Source organism: Micromonospora sp. WMMD1128 (genome assembly GCF_027497235.1).
In the GTDB taxonomy this organism is placed as follows: Bacteria; Actinomycetota; Actinomycetes; order Mycobacteriales; family Micromonosporaceae; genus Micromonospora.
The window spans coordinates 3,382,943-3,401,860 of record NZ_CP114902.1; the positions used below are offsets into that span (position 1 = coordinate 3,382,943).

Consider the following 18,918-nt stretch of genomic DNA (forward strand, 5'->3'; position numbering starts at 1 on the left):
GCAACCACCCGAGGCTCGCCCTCGGGGCTCGCCGTACTGACCGGAATGGTTCGTGGGAAGTACTCCCCTCGCCGACCCCAGGCTAGGCCAACCGGGGGCCGGACGCCAACTAACGCCACGTTGATTGCCCTGGTCAACCGCTGTCCGCGCGGACCGGACGTGGCGTCGGCCGGTCCCGGACCCTAGGGTGACGCGGGTGAGCAACTCCGGGCCGCTTACCGGCGTACGGGTGATCGAGCTGGCCGGCATCGGCCCCGGCCCGTTCGCCGCGATGATGCTTGCCGACCTGGGCGCCGACGTGGTGCGGGTGGACCGGCCGGGTGGCGGCGGGTTCGGCGCCTTCCCCGGTGACCTGCTGAACCGCAACCGCCGCTCGGTCGCGCTGGACCTCAAGCACCCGGACGCGCGGGATCTGGCGCTGTCCCTGGTCACCGGCGCGGACGCGCTCGTCGAGGGCTTCCGGCCCGGGGTCGCCGAGCGGCTCGGCCTGGGCCCGCGGGAGTGTCTCGCCGCCAACCCACGCCTGGTGTACGGGCGGATGACCGGCTGGGGACAGGACGGGCCGCTGGCCCGCACGGCCGGCCACGACATCGACTATCTGGCGCTCACCGGCGCGCTGCACGGGGTGGGCCGGGCCGGCGAGCGTCCGGTGCCGCCGATGAACCTGCTCGGCGACTTCGGCGGGGGCGGCATGATGCTGGCCCTGGGCGTGGTCGCGGCGCTGTACGCGGTCCGCGGCGGCGCTCCCGGCCAGGTGGTCGACGCGGCCATCGTGGACGGCGTGTCGGTGCTGGCCACCCAGATCCACGCGCTGCGCGGACTCGGTCTCTGGCAGGATCCGCGCGGCGTGAACCTGCTCGACGGCGGCGCCCCGTTCTACGACACGTACGAGTGCGCCGACGGGCGGTACGTGGCGGTGGGCGCGCTGGAGCCGCAGTTCTATACCGAGCTGGTCCGGATCACCGGTTTCCCGCTCGACGGCGACGAGGCCCCGGACCGGGACGACCCCGCGAACTGGCCGTCGTTGCGGGCCGCCTGGGCGCGGCTGTTCCGCACCCGCACCCGGGACGAGTGGGCGGAACTGCTGGCCGGCACGGATGCCTGCGTGTCTCCGGTGCTCGACTGGGCCGAGGCCCCGGACCACCCGCACCTGGCCGCCCGCGGGGTGTTCGTCGCGCCGGAGGGAGTCACCCAGCCGGCACCGGCACCGCGTTTCTCGGGCACGCCGACCTCGGTGCGCCGCCTGTCGCCGCGACCGGGCGAGCACACCGACGAGGTGCTGGCGGAGGCGGGCGTGGACGCGGCCCGGATCGCCGCGCTGCGCGCCACCGGCGCGATCGGCTGAGCAAGCATCCCGCGGGCCCTCCGGCCGCCGCCGGTCGCCGGTCGCCGGTCGCGGGAGGACCGGACTGGTGGAGATGCACGACCATAACGCCACGGCTTTCGGCCCTCGCCGACGATCACTCACCGCAATCCGCGCCGCCGTCACTCAGCGTGTCCGTGCGGTGCGGGTGACGGGAGTCGCCTCGACCGCCTTTGCTCTGCAGCCACGGACGCACTGGTGCCTTGAGCAGGGGTTCGCCGGAAGTGCGGTGCGACGACGGTCGACCAAGGATGTGACGATGCGTGCGTGCTGCGCCGATGGCTGCAGAGCAAAGGCGGTGGTGGAGACCAGCTACGGGAGTGAGGCCCGTGACGGAACGTGGCCGCTTCCGTCGTGCCGGCACCGAGGTCGGGCACCGGGCGCGCACGGGCGCACCACAGCGGCGGCCCGCGCGGATGACCGCCGCGAGGCCCGGCAGCGCCCGGCCACGGGCGGCGTCAGCGGCGACGGGAGGCGTCAGCGGCGACGGGCGGCGGCCGGCGCGAGTGCCGGCTCCACCATGTCCCGGTAGTCGCGGGGTAGTTGCACCACGACGTCGTCGAACTCGCCACCGCTGATCGCCTCGCGCAGCGTGGCGAACACCGCCCGCGCCGCGCCTCGGGCCGCGTTCTCGTCGCAGTCGGCCCGCCGGGCGACCCGGGCGACGAACTCGGCCGCCCCGAACCGTTCCGCCGCCTCGGTGCGCGGGTGCGGGCGCAGCATGGCCCACAGCGGCTTGGGCAGTTGCGCCGCGAGGTCCAGCACCTCGCCGCCGGTCAGCCGGTCGGCGAGCGTCTCAAGCGTGGCGGCGGTGAGCGTCGCGGCCCGGTTCTCGGCGGTGCCGGTGAGCCGGGCGACCCGGGCCACGAAGGTGTGGTGGTCCATCGGTTGCTACCCCCTTCGGTGCACGCAGGGGGCTACCCGTCCCGGCGCGGCGGAAACAGCCGAGGATCACTGGCGTGAGCCGCCGCGAGACGGGTAACCGCCGCGCGGTCACGACCCGACGACTGGCGCGAGGAGCCCGACCCATGGCGAGCTATTCGGACGTCCTTGAGTACCTGTCCGCGCTTGACTATCCGGCCGGGAAGGACGACGTCATCCGCGAGGCCGAACGGGAGGGCGCGCCACCGGACGTGTTGCGGGCGTTGCGTGCGCTGCCGCCGGTTGACTACGCCAACGGCGTCGAGGTGGCCCGGTCGGCCGGCATCGAGGCGGCGCCGGAGGTGGACCGGTCGCAGCGGGCGGCGCAGGCGAGGGACGACCACTCGCGCGTCTCGCAGCACCTGCGCGGCATCTGAGCCGCCCGGTCGACGACGCGGCCGGGCTCGGCGCTGGGCGGCGCCGGCTCCTCGACAGGCGGGCGCCCCGGGTCGCGAACCGCGACCTGGGGCGCCACGCAGCACCTGTGCCTGCCGGTCCGCGCCCGAATCGGGTCGCGATCGTCAGGCGGTGGATGTTCGCCCGAACCGGGCTGGCATCACTGCCACGATCATCATACGGCGCGGCATCAGCCGAACGGGTGATGTTCGCGAAAGTGTGTCGGGCGGCACGTCGCCTACGAGTCTCAGTCGCGTACCCCGCCGCTGCGGTCGCGCGACTTGAGCCGGGTGGTGGGCAACGCGGGCGCGGGCAACGAGGGCGCTGCGTCGTCGGCCACCGAGCCGAACCGGCGGCCGGCCATCCAGTCCTCGCGCGCGGCGGCGATCTCCTCATGCGACCGGCCGACGAAGTTCCACCACATCACCAGCGGCTCCTCGAACGGCGCGCCGCCGAGCAACAGCAGCCGGCTGCCGGGTGCGGCACGCAGCGTCAGCGAGGTCCGGCCCACCCCGAGGTAGAGCAGCGCGCCGGGGGCGAGCGCCACACCGTCCACCTCGGCCGACCCGGACATCGCGAGCATCCCGTACTCGAAGTCGGGGCGCAGCGGCAGCGTGGCCGGCGCCGGTCCGCGCGCCTCGATCTGCACGCCTAGCAGCGGGGTGTGCGCGACGGCGGGCGAGCGTTTCCCGCCGAACTCGCCGACGAGCACCGTCAGGTCCAGGTCGCCCTCGCGCCCTGCGGGCAGCTCGGCGTAGTGGGCGAAGTCGGGGTCGCCGGCCCGGGCCGGATCGGGCAGCGCCACCCACAACTGCACGCCGTGCATCAGCGGCGGATGGACCAACGGCGAACGCTCCGAGTGCGCGATGCCCCGCCCGGAGGTCATCACGTTGAGCTGGCCGGGACGGATCGGCTGCACGTTGCCGAGGCTGTCCCGGTGCAGGATCTCGCCGTCGAGCAGCCAGGTGACCGTCTGGAGCCCGGTGTGCGGGTGCGGCGGCACCTCCATGCCCGGGCGTTCGGCGACGTCGTCCGGGCCGAAGTGGTCGACGAAGCACCACGCGCCGACCATCCGCCGCTGCCGCTGCGGCAGCAGCCGGCGCACCGTGGTGTAGCGGCCGAGGGGAACGTCGTGCCCGGGCAGCAGCACGCTGCCCGGGTCGGTGGCGCCGACGCCGGGCGGGAGCGTCTGCGCGGGCAACGATTCGGTACGGTCCACCGCCCGAACTGTACGCTCAGCCGGCGGTGACACTCACCGTGTTCGCGCCCGCGACCAGGTCGAGGTAGAGCCGGTCGCCCGCCCGGTCCCAGCCCGGCGAGCTGACCACGTCGCCGGCGGCGATCCCGCCGTGGCTCTCGTCGTAGACGTTCAGCGAGCCGGCGCCGGCGGCCACCCGCACCCGGGCCGGCGGCCCACCGGGCACGGCGACGGTCAGTTGGTTGACCCCGCCGGTCATCCGCACGGTGAGCGTGCCGCCGAGCGGGGGCAACCGCAGTTCGGTACGCGCCGCGCCGCCGATCAGCTCGATGCCGGCGAGCCGGGCCGCGCCCAGGTCGAGTTGCTGCTCGCGGACGCCGCCGACCAGCCGCAGTCGCCAGGTCAGCCGGGAGTTGAGCACCACCTCCACGTCGGCCGGGCCGGGGCGGCCGTTCTCGACGATCCGCAGCCGGACCCGGTCCCCGGTGACCTGCGGGCGCGGCGTCACTCCGGCACCGTCCGGCGCGCCGATCCGGTAGAGGTCGTCGCCGAGGTCGGCGGCCCGCAGGGTGAAGCTGGTCAGGCCGTCGGCAAGCTCGAAGTCCGCCCGCCGGCGGTCCCCGCGCGGGGCGGTCAGCGTCTCGGTGGCGGCGACCTCCGCGCCGCCCACCCCGCCCGAGCCGCCGCCGGTGGCCGGCGTGGACGAGCCGCCGGAGAAGACCACGCCGAGGCGGGCCGGGTTGGACATCGTCGCGGCGACCGCGACCGCGCCGAGCACCACCACCACCACGGCGGCGGCGACAAGCAGCCGGGCGGCCCCGGACCAGCGTGTGTCGGTCAGGTCAGCGTCGTCTCCCGACGGTGCAGTCATGGTTGTCCCCTCTCACCGGTCCCCACCGGGTCATACGTCTCCGTTTCCGTCGCGGTTCATTCGGGCGGCGGGCAGCGGCGTCCGGAGTTCACCCGGCCGGTGAACCGGACGGCGGTGACGATCCGTATCCGGGGGCGGTGCGGGCAACGGTGCGCGTGCCGGAGGCGGAAGGACGTGCCCGTGATGCCGGAGACCGTCGAGACGGTGTTCACCAAGGTGGTCGCGCGCAATCCCGGGGAACCCGAGTTCCACCAGGCGGTCCGGGAGGTGCTGGAGAGCATCGGTCCGGCGCTGCACCGCCACCCCGGGTACGCCGAGGTGGTCGAGCGCATCTGCGAGCCGGAACGGCAGGTCATCTTCCGGGTACCGTGGGAGGACGACCACGGCCGGGTCCGGGTCAACCGGGGGTTCCGGGTGGAGTTCAACAGCGCGCTCGGCCCGTTCAAGGGCGGGCTGCGCTTCCACCCGTCGGTCTACCTGGGCATCGTGAAGTTCCTCGGGTTCGAGCAGATCTTCAAGAACGCGCTGACCGGGCTGCCGATCGGCGGCGGCAAGGGCGGCGCCGACTTCGACCCGAAGGGCCGCTCCGACCGGGAGGTGATGCGGTTCTGCCAGAGTTTCATGACCGAGCTGCACCGGCACATCGGCGCGCAGACCGACGTGCCGGCCGGGGACATCGGGGTGGGCGGCCGGGAGATCGGCTACCTCTTCGGGCAGTACAAGCGGATCACCAACCGGTACGAGGCGGGCGTACTCACCGGCAAGGGCCTGACGTACGGGGGCGCACAGGTGCGCCGGGAGGCGACCGGCTACGGCGCGGTGTTCTTCGCCGAGGAGATGCTCAAGCAGAGCGGGGACAGCCTGGACGGTAAGCGGGTGGTGGTGTCCGGCTCCGGGAACGTGGCCATCTACGCCGTCGAGAAGGTGCACCAGCTCGGCGGCACGGTGGTGGCGTGCTCCGACTCGGACGGCTACGTGCTGGACGAGAAGGGCATCGACCTGGCGCTGCTGCGGGAGCTGAAGGAGGAGCGCCGCAGCCGGCTGGACGACTACGTGCGGCACGTGCCGCACGCCGTCGCGGTCGCCGGCCGTACCGTCTGGGAGGTGCCGTGCGACCTGGCGCTGCCCTGCGCGACGCAGAACGAGATCGGCGGCGCGGAGGCCGCCGCGCTGGTGGCCGGCGGCTGCCGCACGGTGGTCGAGGGGGCCAACATGCCCACCACGCCGGAGGCGGTGCGGATCCTCGGGCGGGCCGGGGTGCGGTTCGCGCCGGGCAAGGCGGCCAACGCCGGCGGGGTGGCGGTGAGCGCGCTGGAGATGCAGCAGAACGCCAGCCGTGACTCGTGGACGTTCGCCCGGTCGGAGCAGCGGCTGCGCGAAATCATGCGGGACGTGCACGACAGGTGCTGGGCTACCGCCGAGGAGTACGGCCTGCCCGGCGACTACGTGGCCGGCGCGAACATCAACGGGTTCCGGCGGGTGGCCGAGGCGATGCTGGCGCACGGCGTGGTGTGACCGGCCGGTGTCAGTCCTCGTCGGCGCCGTACCAGCCGCCCCGGTAGACGGTGCCCGGCCGGGGTGGGGCGTCAGGTGTCGGGTCCGACCGGCGGGACCGGCGGACCCGGCTCACCACGAACCAGCCCACCCCGGCCACCACCGCCACGATGACCACGTTCTGCAACGTGCCGGCGTACGCCTCGACCACGTGCCAGTTCTCGCCCAGCAGATAACCGGCGAGCACGAACGCGGTGTTCCAGATCAGGCTGCCCAGCGCGGTGAAGAGCAGGAACACCGGCACCGGCATCCGTTCCACGCCGGCCGGGATCGAGATCAGGCTCCGGAAGATGGGGATCATCCGGCCGAAGAAGACGGCCTTCACGCCGTGCCGCAGGAACCACGCCTCGGTGCGGTCCACGTCCTCCACCTTGACCAGTGGCAGCCGCCCGACCAGCGCCCGCATCCGGTCCCGCCCGAGGGCCGCGCCGACGTAGTAGAGCGCCAGCGCGCCCAGCACCGACCCGAGCGTGGTCCACGCGATCGCGCCGAACAGGCTCATCCGGCCCTGGCTGGCGGTGAACCCGGCCAGCGGCAGGATGACCTCGCTCGGGATGGGCGGGAACAGGTTCTCCAGGGCCACCGCGAGCCCGGCGCCCGGGCCGCCGAGCCGTTCCACCAGGCCGGTGACCCAGCCGACGGGTCCCTCACCGGCCGGCTCCGCGGCCCGCGCGGCGCTCGCCCGGGGTCCGGCGAGCAGAGGTGCGTGTCCGATCATCCGACCACGTTACGGGGCGAGGTGGGCAACGGCCACGGAAAGCCGGGCCGGTTACGCTGCCGCGCATGCGTACGCCGCTGCGGATCGCGGTCGCCCAGCCGCTCACCCTCGCCCACGACGTCGCCGGCAACGCCGCACGGCACGCCGCCGCGGTCCGGGCCGCCGGCGCCCGGGTGGTGGTCTTCCCCGAGCTGTCCCTGACCGGGTACGAGTTGGACGCCGCCGAACTGGACCCGTCCGACGCCCGGCTCGCGCCGCTGCGGGCGGCGTGCGCCGACACCGGGACGCTGGCGCTCGCCGGCGCGCCGGTGGCCGGACCGCACATCGCGGTGCTCGCGGTCGACGGCGAGGGCGTACGGGTGGCGTACCGGAAGATGTGGCTGGGTGGCGCGGAGCCGCAGCGGTTCCGCGCGGGCCGGGAGCCGGCGGTGCTCGCCGTGGACGGCTGGCGGCTGGGCCTCGCGGTCTGCAAGGACACCGGCGTGCCGGCGCACGCGGACGCGACAGTCGCCGCGGGCGCCGACGCCTACCTGGCCGGGGTGCTGGAGTCGGCCGACGACGCGGCGGTGCCGGACGAACGCGCCCGCCGGATCGCCGCCGCGCACGGCATCTGGGTGGCGATGGCGAGCTTCGCCGGGTCGACCGGCGGCGGGTACGCGCACGCGGCCGGCGGCTCGGGCGTCTGGTCCCCGGCCGGCCGGGCGGTGGCGCGGACCGGCACGGCCACCGGCGAGCTGGTCACCGCCACCCTGCACTGAGGACGCCGCGGCTACCGTGGAGCGGTGGAGCAGAGGCGTCTTCCCCCGGTCGGGGCGGTCCTGCTGGCCGCCGGCCGCACCGCCGACGTGTGGGCGCTACCCGGTGGACGGGTGCTGCGCCGCTACCGGGCCGGTGGCGACGTGCGCGCCGAGGCCGACGTGATGCGGCACCTGCACCGGGCGGGCTTCCCGGTCCCCCGGGTGCATCGGGCCGACGGCGCCGACCTGCTGCTCGACCGGGTCACCGGGCCGACGCTCGTGGAGGCGTTCCTGGCCGGGGATGCCGGCCCGAGCGACGGCGCCCGCATCCTGGTCGACCTGCACGCCCGACTGCATGCGCTGCCGGCCCGCCGGTCCACCGACCCGGAGGCCCGCATCCTGCACCTCGACCTGCACCCGCACAACGTGCTGCTCGGGCCCGCCGGCCCGGTGGTCATCGACTGGACCGACAGCGCCGAGGGGCCGGCCGCGCTGGACCGGGCGACGACCGCGCTGATCCTCGCCGAGACGGCCGTGGACCGCGTCGAGCCGTTGGCCGCGGCGGCGCAAGCGCTGCTGACCGCGTACGTCGCGGCGGCCGGACCGCTTGGGCCGTTGACGGCGGCCGTCCGGCGACGCGCGGACGGACGGGCGCCCGATCCGGACCGGCTGCCCGAGGCGGCGGCCCTGGTCGCGGAGACGGTACGGGGCGTGCCGCGCAGCGGCGGGTAAGGTTCAGCCCTCGTCGCGGGCGACGCCGCGCAGCCGATCGTAGGCGTCGAGTACCTTCCGCAGGGCCGTGGCCGTGGCACCGTCGATCTTGTCGTCGTCGGCGGCGTCCTCGATCCGCTCGTGCAGGTCCTCGACCCGCTTGGCGCGCTCCCTCGGCTTGCCCCGGCCCAGCTCGGCGGCCTTCTTCCGCAGGTCGTCGGCGGTCTTGCGGTCGATGAGCCGGGCCGTCTCGGCCCGGTCCAGCAGGTCGGCGAACCGGTCCGCGAGCTGACGCGCGGTGACTGGTTGGGGTGACCGGGTCGTCGGTGCGGCGCGGCTCGGCGCGGGCCGGACGGCGGATCGGGCGGTGCTCTTCGACGTGGCCGGCGGGGCGGCGGCGGGCGACGGGCCGGAGCGGCCCTCGAAGACAAGCGCGCCGACCAACGCGAGCAGCAACACCACCGCGCCGGCGACGAGCACGCCGGTCAACCGGTTCGGCGAGACCTCCGGCCGGGCCGGCGGGACCGGACGGGCCGGCGTGGGGCGCCGCTCGACGAGCGTGGCCGGACGCTCGGCTCCGGACACCGTGGACAGGAACGCGGTCGGCGGGTCGACCGGTCGGCCCGCGCCGAGCCGGTCGGCGACCTGGGCCGCGGTGGGCCGCCGGGCCGGGTCCACGGCCAGGCAGTCCAGGACCAGGGCGGCGACGTCGGCCGGCAACCCGGGCACCCGGGGCGGCGGCACCGCAGGCCGCCGGTCCCGCAGGTCGAGCACGTCATCCCAGGTCCGCACCGGCAGCGGGGGCCGGCCGGTGAGGCTGCGGTAGAGCAGCACGCCGAGCGCGTACACGTCACCGGCCGGGTGGGTGGGGCCGGGATCGAGCCGCTCCGGGGCGAAGTATGCCGGGGTGCCGGCCAACGGCTCGCCGGCCGGCCCGGTGACCGGCTGGTGCGGGCCCGCCGGCGCGGCGATGCCGAAGTCGAGCACCTTCGCGCCGGTCTCGGTGAGCATCACGTTGGCCGGTTTGACGTCGCGGTGCACCACGCCGATCCGGTGCGCGGCGGCCAGCGCGGCGGCGACCTCACCGCCGGTCCGGACCGCGTCCGGCCAGGCCAGCGGCCCGCCGGCCAGCCGGTCGGCGAGCGTCTGCCCCTCCACCAGCTCCATCACCAGGTACGGCGTCACCACGCCACCGGGCAGGGTCGCCTCGCCGTAGTCGTACACCTGGGTCACGTGCGGGTGGGTCAGTCGCGCCGCCGCGCGGGCCTCGCGTTGGATGGTGGCGCGCAACTGCGGGTCGGCGGCGAGGCGGCCGGCGAGCGCCTTGACCGCGACCGGGCGGTGCAGCACCTCGTCGTCGGCGCGCCACACCTCGGACATCCCGCCGAGCCCGATGCGCTCGCGCAGGACGTACCGGTCGTGCAGCCGGAGTTCGGGCGTGAACGGCGACATGATGTACAAGTCTGCCCGGCCACCTCCCGTACGTCACCCAAGTGCCTCGCTGCAGAGTTCAGGGTTTGCGGCCCACTCCGCCGTACAGGCTGACGTCGACGGCTGTGGGGCGGGGCTCGGGCTCGCCCTCGGCGCGCCAGTCGGCCACCGGGCAGACGCCCGGCTCGACCAGTTCGAGGCCGTCGAAGAAGCGCGTGAACTCGTCCCGCCCGCGTACGTTGATCATCCCGTGCAGGCCGCCGCCGCGGGCCGTCTCCTTCGCCTCGGCGGCGAGGTGGGCCGGCAGGTGGTCGTGGGTGGCGTGCGAGGCGGCCAGGTAGCTGCCGGCGGGCAGCGCGTCCAGCAACCGGCGGACCGTGGTGTGGGGGTCGTCCGCGTCCGGCACGAAGTGCAGCACCGCCACCAGCATCAACGCCACCGGCTCGGACAGGTCGAGGGTGCCGCGCAGCTCGGGGTGGGCGAGGATCCGCTCCGGGTCGCGCAGGTCCGCGTCGAGGTAGGCGGTGGCGCCCGCGGCTGAGCTGGTGAGCAGGGCCCGGGCGTGGGCCAGCACGATCGGGTCGTTGTCGACGTAGACCACGCGGGCGCGCGGGTCGACGGACTGCGCCACCTCGTGGGTGTTGTCGGCGGTCGGGATGCCGGTGCCGATGTCGAGGAACTGACGGATCCCCGCCTCGGCGGCCAGGTGCCGCACCGCGCGGCGCAGGAACCGCCGATTCTCCAGCGCGCTGACCCGGATGGTCGGGAAGCGGGCGGCCATCGCGTCACCGGACTCGCGGTCGGCCTGGAAGTTGTCCTTGCCGCCCAGCCAGTAGTTGTATCGCCGGGCCGGGTGCACCACCGAGGTGTCGATCCGGTCGCCCGGGTGCGCCGGCTCGGTGGCCGTGCCGTTCGCGTCTCTGGTCAAGGCCGCCTCCACGACTCGCGTGCCACCGCCGTGGCATGGCGTCCGTCCACTGTCACCGGTGTGCCGGCCATGGTATCGCCCGGTCTCCCGACGGTCAGGCCGGGTAGAGCTCGTCGCGGATGCGGGCCAGCATCTCGCGGGTGCGCTCCGGGGGCGCGGCCTCGACGCACAGCCGCTCCATCGCCTCCGCGTAGTAGTCGAGGTCGTCGCGCTTGTCGAGGTAGATGGCGCTGGTGAGCTGCTCGATGTAGACGATGTCGGGCAGGTCCTCGTCGCCGAAGCGCAGGATGCTGAAGGCGCCGCTGGCGGCGGCGTGCCCGCCGGCGGTGAACGGGACGATCTGGAGCCGCACGTGCGGCGCCGCGGTCGCCTCGATCAGCGCGTCCAGTTGCTCACGCATCACCGCGGCGCCGCCGATCGGCCGGCGCAGCACGGCCTCGTCCAGCACCGCCCACAGCTGTGGGGGGTTGGCGCGGCGCAGCAGCCCCTGGCGCTCCATCCGCAGGTCGACCCGGCGGTCCAGCTCCGCCGCCGAGGCGCCGCGATGCCCGAGCAGGATCACCTCCCGGGCGTACGCGGCGGTCTGCAACAGGCCGGGCACGAACTGCACCTCGTACGTGCGGATCAGCGCGGTGGCGGCCTCCAGCCCCAGGTAGGACTGGAACCAGGCGGGGAGCACGTCGCTGTAGCGGTGCCACCAGCCCGGGCTGTTCGCGTCCCGGGCCAGCTTGAGCAGCGCGTCGCGGTCGCCCGGCGCGGTGACCCCGTAGAGCGTGAGCAGGTCGGCCACGTCGCGCTCCTTGAAGCCGACCCGGCCCAGCTCCATCCGGCTGATCTTGGACTCGGAGGAGCGGATCTCCCAGCCGGCGCTCTCCCGGCTGACCCCGGCGCCCTCCCGTAGGCGGCGTAGCTGCGCCCCGAGCAGCATGCGCAGCACTGTCGGACCACTCGTCGGTCCGCCCTCGACAGGCACCGTCGTCACCTGACCGCCCCTCGCATCCCGGCCGCTCCCGGACCGGGCGCCCGCCCCGGCCGACGTGTAAGCATGCCATGGACCGACAGTGAGGTGAACTCCCCCGGACGGCCGAATCAGTCCCGTGTACGGGACGGCGGGATCAGGTGGTCGAAGTCCCCGTCCCGGGCGCCGAGCACGAACGCCGCGATCTCCTCGACGGTGTAGATCAGCGCCGGCCCCTCGGGGTGCCGGGAGTTGCGCACCGCGATGCCGCTGCCGCCGGGCAGCTCGGCCAGCTCGACACAGTTGCCGCTGGGATTGCTGCGGCGGCTCTTCAACCACCTCATCGGGGGCAGGTGGGGCACGGGTACGCCGTTCGGAGGCGGTTGCATGGGCGTCCTTCGGGAAGGCCAGCCGTGGCCGCGGGGAGGAGCGGTGGGTGGCGACGTTTGTCGACTGAGGAATGAGATGCACGTGCATCTGCTATTGCATCTGCAATGGACTGCGAGCATGATAACCGAACGTACGGTGTGCCGGGTCGCTCACGTTCGGTGACCCGAACCCGGCCCCCGGAAGCCGCCCCGCGCGGCCGGGGACTGCGGTGAGGAGGGCGCGTGCCGGATCCGATGACCGTCGCCTCCGGCGTCTCCGCCGCAGGCGCGCTGGTGTCCGCCTGGCAGATGCGTCGGCGGGCCCTGCGCGCCGAGGCCGAGATCAAGCTGCTCGAATCCGAACTGGCCGCCGAACGGCACGCCGCCAGCCACGACCCGCTCACCGGCCTGCCCAACCGCCGGGCCTTCTTCCGGCTGGCCGCCACTCTGCTCACCGACCCCGGCGGTCAACCGCTGGTGGCGGTGATCCTCGACCTCGACGGGTTCAAACAGGTAAATGATCGCTTCGGGCACGCCGCCGGGGACCAGGTTCTGATCAGCGTGGCCCAGCGGTTCGCCGCGTTCGCCGGCAACAACCTGGTGGCCCGGCTCGGCGGCGACGAGTTCGCCGGCCTGCTGGCCAGCCCGACCGCCGACCGGCGGTGGATCGAGCACGCCACCCGCCGGCTCTGCGAGGCGCTCGCCGCGCCGATCCCGCTCGGCGGTCGCAGCATCCGGGTCACCGCCTCGGTCGGGCTCGCCCCGGTGCACAGCCCCGCCCAGCTCACCGACGCGCTCTGCCGCGCCGACGCCGCCATGTACGAGGCGAAGACGCTCGGTGCCGCCCCCGTGCACCGCCAGCTCGTCGCCGAGCACTGACTCGACCGGCCCGCGCCGGGCCGTCAAATGCCAGCCGTAGTCAGCCCAGGCCAGCCCCCGCCGCCGCGTCAGCGCCAGCCGTGACCAACCCGCGCCAGCCCCTGCCGCCGCTCCGGTGCCGTGCCGGCCGGGACGGCGTCGTGCTGCGCTGCGCTCAGCGCCAGCCGTAGCCGGCGCGCAACGCCTGGCCGACCCGGTCGAACCGGGGCCGGTCCAACACCGCGCCCTCGCGGCGGATGCTGTCCTCGCGCATGGTGAGCACCCGGTCGAGGCGCACCCAACTGGGCCGCTTCTCCCGGTCCCACTCCCCCGGGCCGAGCGACAGCCAGTGCCGCTGGCCGTCCCGGTCGCTCTGGCTGGACAGCATCAGCCCGTACAGGGTGCGGCTGTGCCGGCCCACCACCAGCACCGGCCGGTCCTTGCCCTGCCGGGGATCGTCCTCGTAGGGCACCCAGGTCCACACGATCTCGCCCGGATCCGCCTGCCCGTCCGGCTCCGGGGCGTACGACAGCTCGCGGCGCTGCAACGCGCTGACCTGGCGTCGCCGCGCGACCTGGGCCGGGATCGGCCCGCCGGTGCGGGTCGGCGCGGCGGCGCCCCCGGTCAGCCGGCCGAGCCGGGACGCCACGTTCTTCAACAGTCCTGCCACGGCGGGCAGCCTATCGGGTCCGCGCGGACCGCCCGGCGGCGCGGCGGGACGGCGGTCCGCGCCCAGGTCAGGCCGGACGGCGGGCCAGGGCGAGCGCGGTGCGAAGGTCCAGTACGACGGTGCCGCCGAAGCCGTCGACCGCCGCGCCGACCGCGGCCCGGACCCGCGCGCGCAGCTCCGGCGGGCGGCGCAACTGCGGCGAGAACGTGTCGACAAGCCGCAGGTACGCCGCGGTGTCCAGCGGCACGGCGCGGCGGAACCGGTCCAGCCGCACGTCGGTGAAGAAGCCGCTGTCGGCGATGTCGTCGCGGAACCAGCCGTCGGGACGGTCGCCCCGGTCGGCGGGGTCGGCGGTGCTGAACGCGACCCGGATCGCCTCGGCCTGCGCCGCCTCGACGTAGGCGTAGCGGTGGCCGAGGACGGCGAGTGTGCCGCCCGGGCGCAGCGCGTCGTGGGCGCGCCGGTTGCGGGTGGCCGGGTCGAGCCAGTGCCAGGCCATCGCGCAGGCCAACGCGTCGACACCGCCGAACGGTGGGCTCCACTGCTCGAAGGTCGCCGTCACCACCTCGACATCCGGAAGCCGCTCGGCGAGCACGCGGGCCATCCGCGCGTCCGGCTCGACGCAGGTGGTGGCCGCACCGAGCCCGAGCAGCGCCGCGGTGGCCAGGCCGGTGCCGGCGCCGACCTCGACAAGCGTGCCGGGCGGCCCGCCGTGGTAGGCGCGGATCGCGTCGGCGACCTCGGTCGGATAGCCCGGACGGGCCTCGTGGTAGGTGCCGGCGGTCTCCCCGAACAGTTGCGACATCCCGCCATCGTCCCAGGTTCGGGCGGTGCCGGCGGGCCCGGTCGGCTTCCCTACGCTGCCGGCATGGAGTTGCCTCGCGATTTTCCGGTGGTGGAGCGCACCGCGGTACGGGTGGTGGTGCTCGACGCCGCCGACCGGGTGCTGCTGTTCCACACCCGCGACCCGGAACACCCCGACCTGGGGGTGTGGTGGGAGCTGCCCGGCGGCGGGCTGGACCCGGGCGAGACGTACCGGGAGGCGGCCGTGCGCGAGCTGCGCGAGGAGACCGGCATCGTGGTGGCGGCGGACGACATCGGCGCGCCCAGCTGGCGGCGACGCGCCAGTTTCCGGCACCGGCAGCGGCGGCACCTCCAGGACGAGGTGGTGGTGCCGGTGCGGCTGCCCAGGCCCGGTCCGGAGGTGGACGGGGCGTACCGGCTGGACTACGAGGTGGAGGACTATTTCGGGTTCCGCTGGTGGCCGCTTGCCGAGGTGCTCGCCGACCGACCGCGCTGCTACCCCGGTCGCCTGCCGGAGCTGCTGCCGGCGTTCCTCGCCGGCGAGGAGATCGACGAGCCGTTCGAGCTGTGGTCCTGACCGGCGTGCCGGTGGGCGCGTCAGCGGGCAGAGTGGAGCGGTGACTCCTCTCCACGCCCCCCTGGCCCACTACGCCGAGCGGCTGCACCGCGCCGCCGGTGACACCCACCACGTCGCCTCGCCGCTCGGCGCCTGGCTGCTGCTGGCGCTGACCGGCCCGGCCGCCACCGGACAGGCCCGGTCGGCGCTCGCCGAAGCGCTCGGCGTCGACCCCGACGACGCCGCCGCGGCGGCCCGGGCGTTGCTCGCCGCGCCGCACCCGATGGTCGCGGCGGCCACCGCGCTGTGGGAACGGACGCCGTTCGAGGAGCTGGCCGAGTGGCGGGCCGCCCTCCCCGCGTACACCGAACGGGGCCCGCTGCCCGACCAGGCCGCGCTCGACGCCTGGGCCCGGGAGCGCACCGGCGGGCTGATCGAGCGGTTCCCGGTCGACGCCGCCCCGGAGACGCTGCTCGTGCTGGCCAGCGCGCTCGCCACGCGCGTGTCCTGGGCCGACCCGTTCGAGGTGGCGCCGGGCACGGAACTGGGTGCGGGCAGCGTCTGGGCCGGTCGGCTGCGGCAGGTGCTGCGGACGCCGCCGGTCGGGCACCGTTGCTGGGTGTCGGTCACCGACCGGGCCGGCGACGTGGCGGTGCACGTGGCGCCGGCCCGGGTGGACGATGACGGGGCGGGGATGCTCGTGGTGTCCGTGGCCGCCGCGCCGGACGTGCCGGCCGGTGCGGTGCTGGCCGCCGCGTGGAACCTGGCCGGGGCCGCCGCCACCGTCCCGGACGGGCCGGTGCCGGGCCGCCGGTCGCTGTTCGAGCTGCCGCTGGGCGAGAGCCCGCTGTGGACGGTACGCGAGGAGCCGACCCGCACGTTCGCCCGGGACGGCCGGGAGGAACGCGCCACCGCCGTGCTGCCCTGCTGGGCGGCGCGGAGCCGACACGACCTCACGGCGCCCGGGTTCGGCTTCGACGCGGCGGCCGGCGCGCTCGGTGAGCTGCTCGGACTGGTCGAGCCGCCGTTCGCCGCGGCGCAGTCGACGGTGGCGCGGTTCGGCCGATACGGCTTCGAGGCCGCCGCGGTGACCGCGTTCGGGATGGTGGCCGGGCTGCCGCCGGAGGGCGTCGCCCGCATCGCCGACCTGCGCTTCGGCCACCCGTACGCCGTGGTCGCGGTGGCCACGGACGCCGCCGGCGGCCCCTGGCACGGCCTTCCGGTCTATTCCGCCTGGGTCACCGACCCGGAGGACGTGCCCGCCGACGAGGCCGGCTGACGACCACCGTCGAGGATCTGTTCGCGGAGGATGTCCGCGTGTCCACAGTGCTGGGCGAGCTCGCGCAGCACGTGCAGATACACCCACCGCAGCGGAAGCGGGCCCCGCCGGTGCCCCCGAACGACGTCGTCCAGCCCCAGGGCGGACGTGGCCCGGCGGGACGCCTCGCAGGCATCGCGGTGCGCCCGCCGGACGGTGGCGATCGTGTCGTCGGCGTCGAGGAGGAACGACTCCTCCGAGTTCTCCGGGATGCCGATCTCGGCGCGCGACCGGCACCTGACGGCCTGGTCGAACCAGACCTTCTCCACGAAGGTCGCGTGTTTCACCAGACCCAGCAGCGTGGTCCGGGAGGCCACCAACGATCGGCGTGTCTGCTCCTCGGTCAGCCCGTCCAGGCAGGCGTTGAGCGCGTACCGGTGCTCGTCGAGGAACGCCTCGAACTGGGTACGGGCCGGCAGCGCGACGACCCGGTCGGCGAAGGTGGGCGGGAAGGAAGGCATGGGCGAAGCATTCCAGACCGTCGTCCGGCCGAGGGGGATCGCCTCGGCGCGATCCGGCGTGTTAAAAGGGGGCCCCGCCTCTACCGAAAGCGTTAATAGGGGGCCCCTCCTTGCACGTCAGGGGCGGGGGCCCAGGAACAGGCCGCCGCTGGCGTCGATGACCTGGCCGGTGATCCACCGTGCGGCGTCGGAGGCGAGGAACGCGACCACGTCGGCGACGTCGCCGGGGCTGCCCAGCCGGTCGAGCGCCGTCATGCCGGCGATCAACTCGACCAGGCCGGGTGTCGCGAAGACCGGCCCGTTCGTCGGGGTGCGGGTGGCGCCGGGCGCGACCGCGTTCACCGTGACGCCCCGGGCGCCGAGCTGGTTGGCCAGGGTCCGGGTCATCGTCTCGACCGCGCCCTTGGTCATGGCGAACGAGGTCTGGGTGGCGTTCGCCATCCGGGTCGCCACGGACGAGAGGGTGATGATCCGGCCGCCGTCGCGGAGCAGGGGCAACGCCCGTTCGATGATGAAGTACGGCGCCCGCACGTTGACCGCGAACAGGTGGTCGAACGCGGCTCGCGTGGTGGCGCCGAGCGGACCGGCGGGTGGCGCCGCCGCGTTGTTGACCAGGATGTCGAGCGGTTGCCCGGCCAGGTGCTCCTGGACGCCCGCGAACAGCGTCTCGACGTCGCCGTCCACGCCCAGTTCCGCGCCGACGGGGTACGCGGCGCCGCCGGCCCGGGTGATCCGGTCGACCGTCTCCGTCGCGCCGCCCGCGCCGGTGCCGTGGTGGGCGATGACGACCGCGCCCCGCGCCGCCAGCCGGACCGCGATGGCCTGCCCGATGCCGCGCGAGGCGCCCGTGACGAGCGCCGTCCTGCCGATCAGATCGTTCATGATGTTAGCCGCTCCCAAACTGCTAGTCACTACCAGCCTGATAGTGTCTACCAGATGGACGGGCGGCACTCCACACTGCGGGAGCAACGACGGGCCGAGACGCAGCGCATGATCCAGGCGCACGCGGTGCGGTTGTTCGTCGAGCGCGGGTATGACGGCACGACCGTGAACGACGTCGCCGAGGCGGCGGGCGTGTCACCGATGACGGTCTACCGGCACTTCCCGACGAAGGAGGATCTCGTGCTGCTCGACCAGAACGGTCCGCTTGTCGCCGAGCGGATCGCCGCGACGCCGGCCGGGCAACCACTGGTGCGCCGCATCGGCGCCGCGCTCGTCGACTCGGCACGCACGCTGACCGAGGGTGACGACAGGTTCCTGCTGGCCCGCCTGCGGCTGATGATCTCGACGCCCGCCCTGCGCGCCCGGCACCTGGACAACCACCACCTGCTGCAACAGGCCATCGTGAACGGCCTCGGGGGCGACAACGACGGCCCGGAGGCGGCCTTCCACGCGGCGGCGGCGGCCAGCGCCTGCCTGGCCGCCATGCACACCGCGCTGGTCCGGTGGGCGGAGGATGACGGCCGCGACGACCTGGGCGACCTGATCACGCAGGCGTTCGCGGCGGCCTTCGGCGACCAGGCCGAGGCTCCAGGTCAAAGCGGCGCGGCAGCCGGATCGCGGCGCCGCCGAGCGACCGGAGGGACGCCGGCACACCCGTGAGCGACGGGACCGCGACGGGCCCGGCATGAGCGGAGCGCGACGGTAGACCGCCGGTGTTGGTGGGAGCCCGCTCGGCTCAGGACGTCGCCGCCCGCGGGCCGTACCGTTCGGCCGCGCGCGCCTTCGCCTTCGCGGCCTCCACCTCACGGTCCCGGGACGGCGCCTTCGTCACGAGCTGGTCCAGCAGCGTCCGGGTGGCCGCGGTGACCGCGCGGACCGCCTCGTCGAACGCCTTCTCGTTGGCCGTGGACGGCCGGGTCGCGCCGCTGACCTTGCGCACATATTGCAGGGCGGCGGCTTCGATCTCGTCGTCGGTGGCGGGCGGCTCGAAGTTGTGGAGCACGCGAATGTTGCGGCACATGCCCCCACCATGCCACCCGGGTCCGACACCCGCACCGACCGGCGCGTCGAACGGCCGCCGCGGTTGCTTGATCGACTCCAGGTCGCCGAAGTGGCGGGGTCAGGCATGCCAGGACACCGCCACCTCGGCGAGGT

General features: G+C 74.7%; 22 protein-coding genes. 9 read left to right on the plus strand and 13 right to left on the minus strand.

Annotated elements, in window-relative coordinates; all coding sequences use genetic code 11:
• The first annotated feature begins 187 nt into the window (after positions 1-187).
• The gene (locus O7602_RS15520; RefSeq protein ID WP_281589975.1) at positions 188-1,345 is read left to right on the plus strand and encodes a CaiB/BaiF CoA-transferase family protein; all 1,158 of its coding nucleotides are present in this window, start codon (positions 188-190) and stop codon (positions 1,343-1,345) included.
• 495 nt (positions 1,346-1,840) lie between these two features.
• Here the strand turns inward: O7602_RS15520 and O7602_RS15525 are convergent, their stop codons facing one another.
• Positions 1,841-2,248 carry a DUF2267 domain-containing protein gene (locus O7602_RS15525; protein ID WP_281589977.1) on the minus strand — a complete coding sequence of 136 codons (408 nt, stop codon included), beginning with the start codon at positions 2,246-2,248 and terminating at the stop codon, positions 1,841-1,843.
• A 143-nt stretch (positions 2,249-2,391) separates the two neighbouring features.
• Between O7602_RS15525 and O7602_RS15530 the strand changes: the two genes are divergently transcribed.
• Positions 2,392-2,661 carry a DUF2795 domain-containing protein gene (locus O7602_RS15530; RefSeq protein ID WP_281589979.1) on the plus strand — a complete coding sequence of 90 codons (270 nt, stop codon included), beginning with the start codon at positions 2,392-2,394 and terminating at the stop codon, positions 2,659-2,661.
• Positions 2,662-2,927: 266 nt separating this feature from the next.
• Here O7602_RS15530 and O7602_RS15535 read toward each other — a convergent pair whose 3' ends face one another.
• Together O7602_RS15535 and O7602_RS15540 are read right to left on the minus strand one after the other, a co-directional pair.
• A complete protein-coding gene (locus tag O7602_RS15535) occupies positions 2,928-3,899 on the minus strand; it encodes a pirin family protein (protein ID WP_281589981.1) in 972 nt (323 codons plus the stop codon).
• A 16-nt stretch (positions 3,900-3,915) separates the two neighbouring features.
• The gene (locus tag O7602_RS15540; RefSeq protein ID WP_281589983.1) at positions 3,916-4,749 is read right to left on the minus strand and encodes a hypothetical protein; all 834 of its coding nucleotides are present in this window, start codon (positions 4,747-4,749) and stop codon (positions 3,916-3,918) included.
• A 183-nt stretch (positions 4,750-4,932) separates the two neighbouring features.
• On the opposite strand from O7602_RS15540, the gene gdhA reads away from it, so the two are divergent.
• Positions 4,933-6,264 carry an NADP-specific glutamate dehydrogenase gene (gdhA, locus tag O7602_RS15545; RefSeq protein ID WP_281590331.1) on the plus strand — a complete coding sequence of 444 codons (1,332 nt, stop codon included), beginning with the start codon at positions 4,933-4,935 and terminating at the stop codon, positions 6,262-6,264.
• A gap of 10 nt (positions 6,265-6,274) precedes the next feature.
• On the opposite strand, the gene O7602_RS15550 is transcribed toward gdhA, so the two are convergent.
• The gene (locus tag O7602_RS15550; RefSeq protein ID WP_281589984.1) at positions 6,275-7,021 is read right to left on the minus strand and encodes a DedA family protein; all 747 of its coding nucleotides are present in this window, start codon (positions 7,019-7,021) and stop codon (positions 6,275-6,277) included.
• Positions 7,022-7,086: 65 nt separating this feature from the next.
• Here O7602_RS15550 and O7602_RS15555 point away from each other — a divergent pair, with 65 nt between their 5' ends.
• Entirely contained in the window at positions 7,087-7,779 is a 693-nt protein-coding gene (locus O7602_RS15555; RefSeq protein WP_281589986.1) for a carbon-nitrogen hydrolase family protein, read from the plus strand.
• Positions 7,780-7,803: 24 nt separating this feature from the next.
• Positions 7,804-8,490 (plus strand): phosphotransferase, encoded by a 687-nt coding sequence (locus O7602_RS15560; RefSeq protein WP_281589988.1) that lies wholly within the window; start codon positions 7,804-7,806, stop codon positions 8,488-8,490.
• 3 nt (positions 8,491-8,493) lie between these two features.
• On the opposite strand, the gene O7602_RS15565 is transcribed toward O7602_RS15560, so the two are convergent.
• From O7602_RS15565 to O7602_RS15580, 4 genes are all read right to left on the minus strand, one after another.
• Positions 8,494-9,921 carry a serine/threonine-protein kinase gene (locus O7602_RS15565; RefSeq protein ID WP_281589990.1) on the minus strand — a complete coding sequence of 476 codons (1,428 nt, stop codon included), beginning with the start codon at positions 9,919-9,921 and terminating at the stop codon, positions 8,494-8,496.
• A gap of 58 nt (positions 9,922-9,979) precedes the next feature.
• Positions 9,980-10,828, minus strand: coding sequence for an SAM-dependent methyltransferase (locus O7602_RS15570; RefSeq protein ID WP_281589992.1), 849 nt, complete (start codon positions 10,826-10,828; stop codon positions 9,980-9,982).
• A gap of 94 nt (positions 10,829-10,922) precedes the next feature.
• Entirely contained in the window at positions 10,923-11,810 is an 888-nt protein-coding gene (locus tag O7602_RS15575; protein ID WP_281589994.1) for a helix-turn-helix transcriptional regulator, read from the minus strand.
• Between the two features lie 107 nt (positions 11,811-11,917).
• Entirely contained in the window at positions 11,918-12,175 is a 258-nt protein-coding gene (locus O7602_RS15580; RefSeq protein ID WP_281589996.1) for a DUF397 domain-containing protein, read from the minus strand.
• A gap of 222 nt (positions 12,176-12,397) precedes the next feature.
• Between O7602_RS15580 and O7602_RS15585 the strand changes: the two genes are divergently transcribed.
• The gene (locus O7602_RS15585; RefSeq protein ID WP_281589998.1) at positions 12,398-13,033 is read left to right on the plus strand and encodes a GGDEF domain-containing protein; all 636 of its coding nucleotides are present in this window, start codon (positions 12,398-12,400) and stop codon (positions 13,031-13,033) included.
• A gap of 154 nt (positions 13,034-13,187) precedes the next feature.
• Here O7602_RS15585 and O7602_RS15590 read toward each other — a convergent pair whose 3' ends face one another.
• Both O7602_RS15590 and O7602_RS15595 read right to left on the minus strand, forming a co-directional pair.
• Positions 13,188-13,682, minus strand: coding sequence for a type II toxin-antitoxin system PemK/MazF family toxin (locus O7602_RS15590; RefSeq protein WP_281590000.1), 495 nt, complete (start codon positions 13,680-13,682; stop codon positions 13,188-13,190).
• Between the two features lie 67 nt (positions 13,683-13,749).
• On the minus strand, positions 13,750-14,487 hold the full coding sequence (locus tag O7602_RS15595; protein WP_281590002.1) for a class I SAM-dependent methyltransferase: 738 nt from the start codon (positions 14,485-14,487) through the stop codon (positions 13,750-13,752).
• Between the two features lie 63 nt (positions 14,488-14,550).
• On the opposite strand from O7602_RS15595, the gene O7602_RS15600 reads away from it, so the two are divergent.
• Together O7602_RS15600 and O7602_RS15605 are read left to right on the plus strand one after the other, a co-directional pair.
• Positions 14,551-15,063 (plus strand): NUDIX domain-containing protein, encoded by a 513-nt coding sequence (locus tag O7602_RS15600; protein WP_281590003.1) that lies wholly within the window; start codon positions 14,551-14,553, stop codon positions 15,061-15,063.
• Positions 15,064-15,103: 40 nt separating this feature from the next.
• Positions 15,104-16,321: a hypothetical protein gene (locus O7602_RS15605; protein ID WP_281590005.1), complete on the plus strand. Its 1,218-nt coding sequence runs from the start codon at positions 15,104-15,106 to the stop codon at positions 16,319-16,321.
• Here O7602_RS15605 and O7602_RS15610 read toward each other — a convergent pair.
• Entirely contained in the window at positions 16,267-16,821 is a 555-nt protein-coding gene (locus O7602_RS15610) for a DinB family protein (RefSeq protein ID WP_281590006.1), read from the minus strand. The two genes, O7602_RS15605 and O7602_RS15610, sit on opposite strands and share 55 nt — an antisense overlap.
• Before the next feature lie 117 nt (positions 16,822-16,938).
• Positions 16,939-17,703 (minus strand): SDR family oxidoreductase, encoded by a 765-nt coding sequence (locus tag O7602_RS15615; protein ID WP_281590007.1) that lies wholly within the window; start codon positions 17,701-17,703, stop codon positions 16,939-16,941.
• A 54-nt stretch (positions 17,704-17,757) separates the two neighbouring features.
• Between O7602_RS15615 and O7602_RS15620 the strand changes: the two genes are divergently transcribed.
• Positions 17,758-18,423: a TetR/AcrR family transcriptional regulator gene (locus O7602_RS15620; RefSeq protein ID WP_281590010.1), complete on the plus strand. Its 666-nt coding sequence runs from the start codon at positions 17,758-17,760 to the stop codon at positions 18,421-18,423.
• A 76-nt stretch (positions 18,424-18,499) separates the two neighbouring features.
• Here the strand turns inward: O7602_RS15620 and O7602_RS15625 are convergent, their stop codons facing one another.
• On the minus strand, positions 18,500-18,784 hold the full coding sequence (locus O7602_RS15625) for a DUF2277 domain-containing protein (protein ID WP_281590012.1): 285 nt from the start codon (positions 18,782-18,784) through the stop codon (positions 18,500-18,502).
• Positions 18,785-18,918 lie beyond the last annotated feature (134 nt).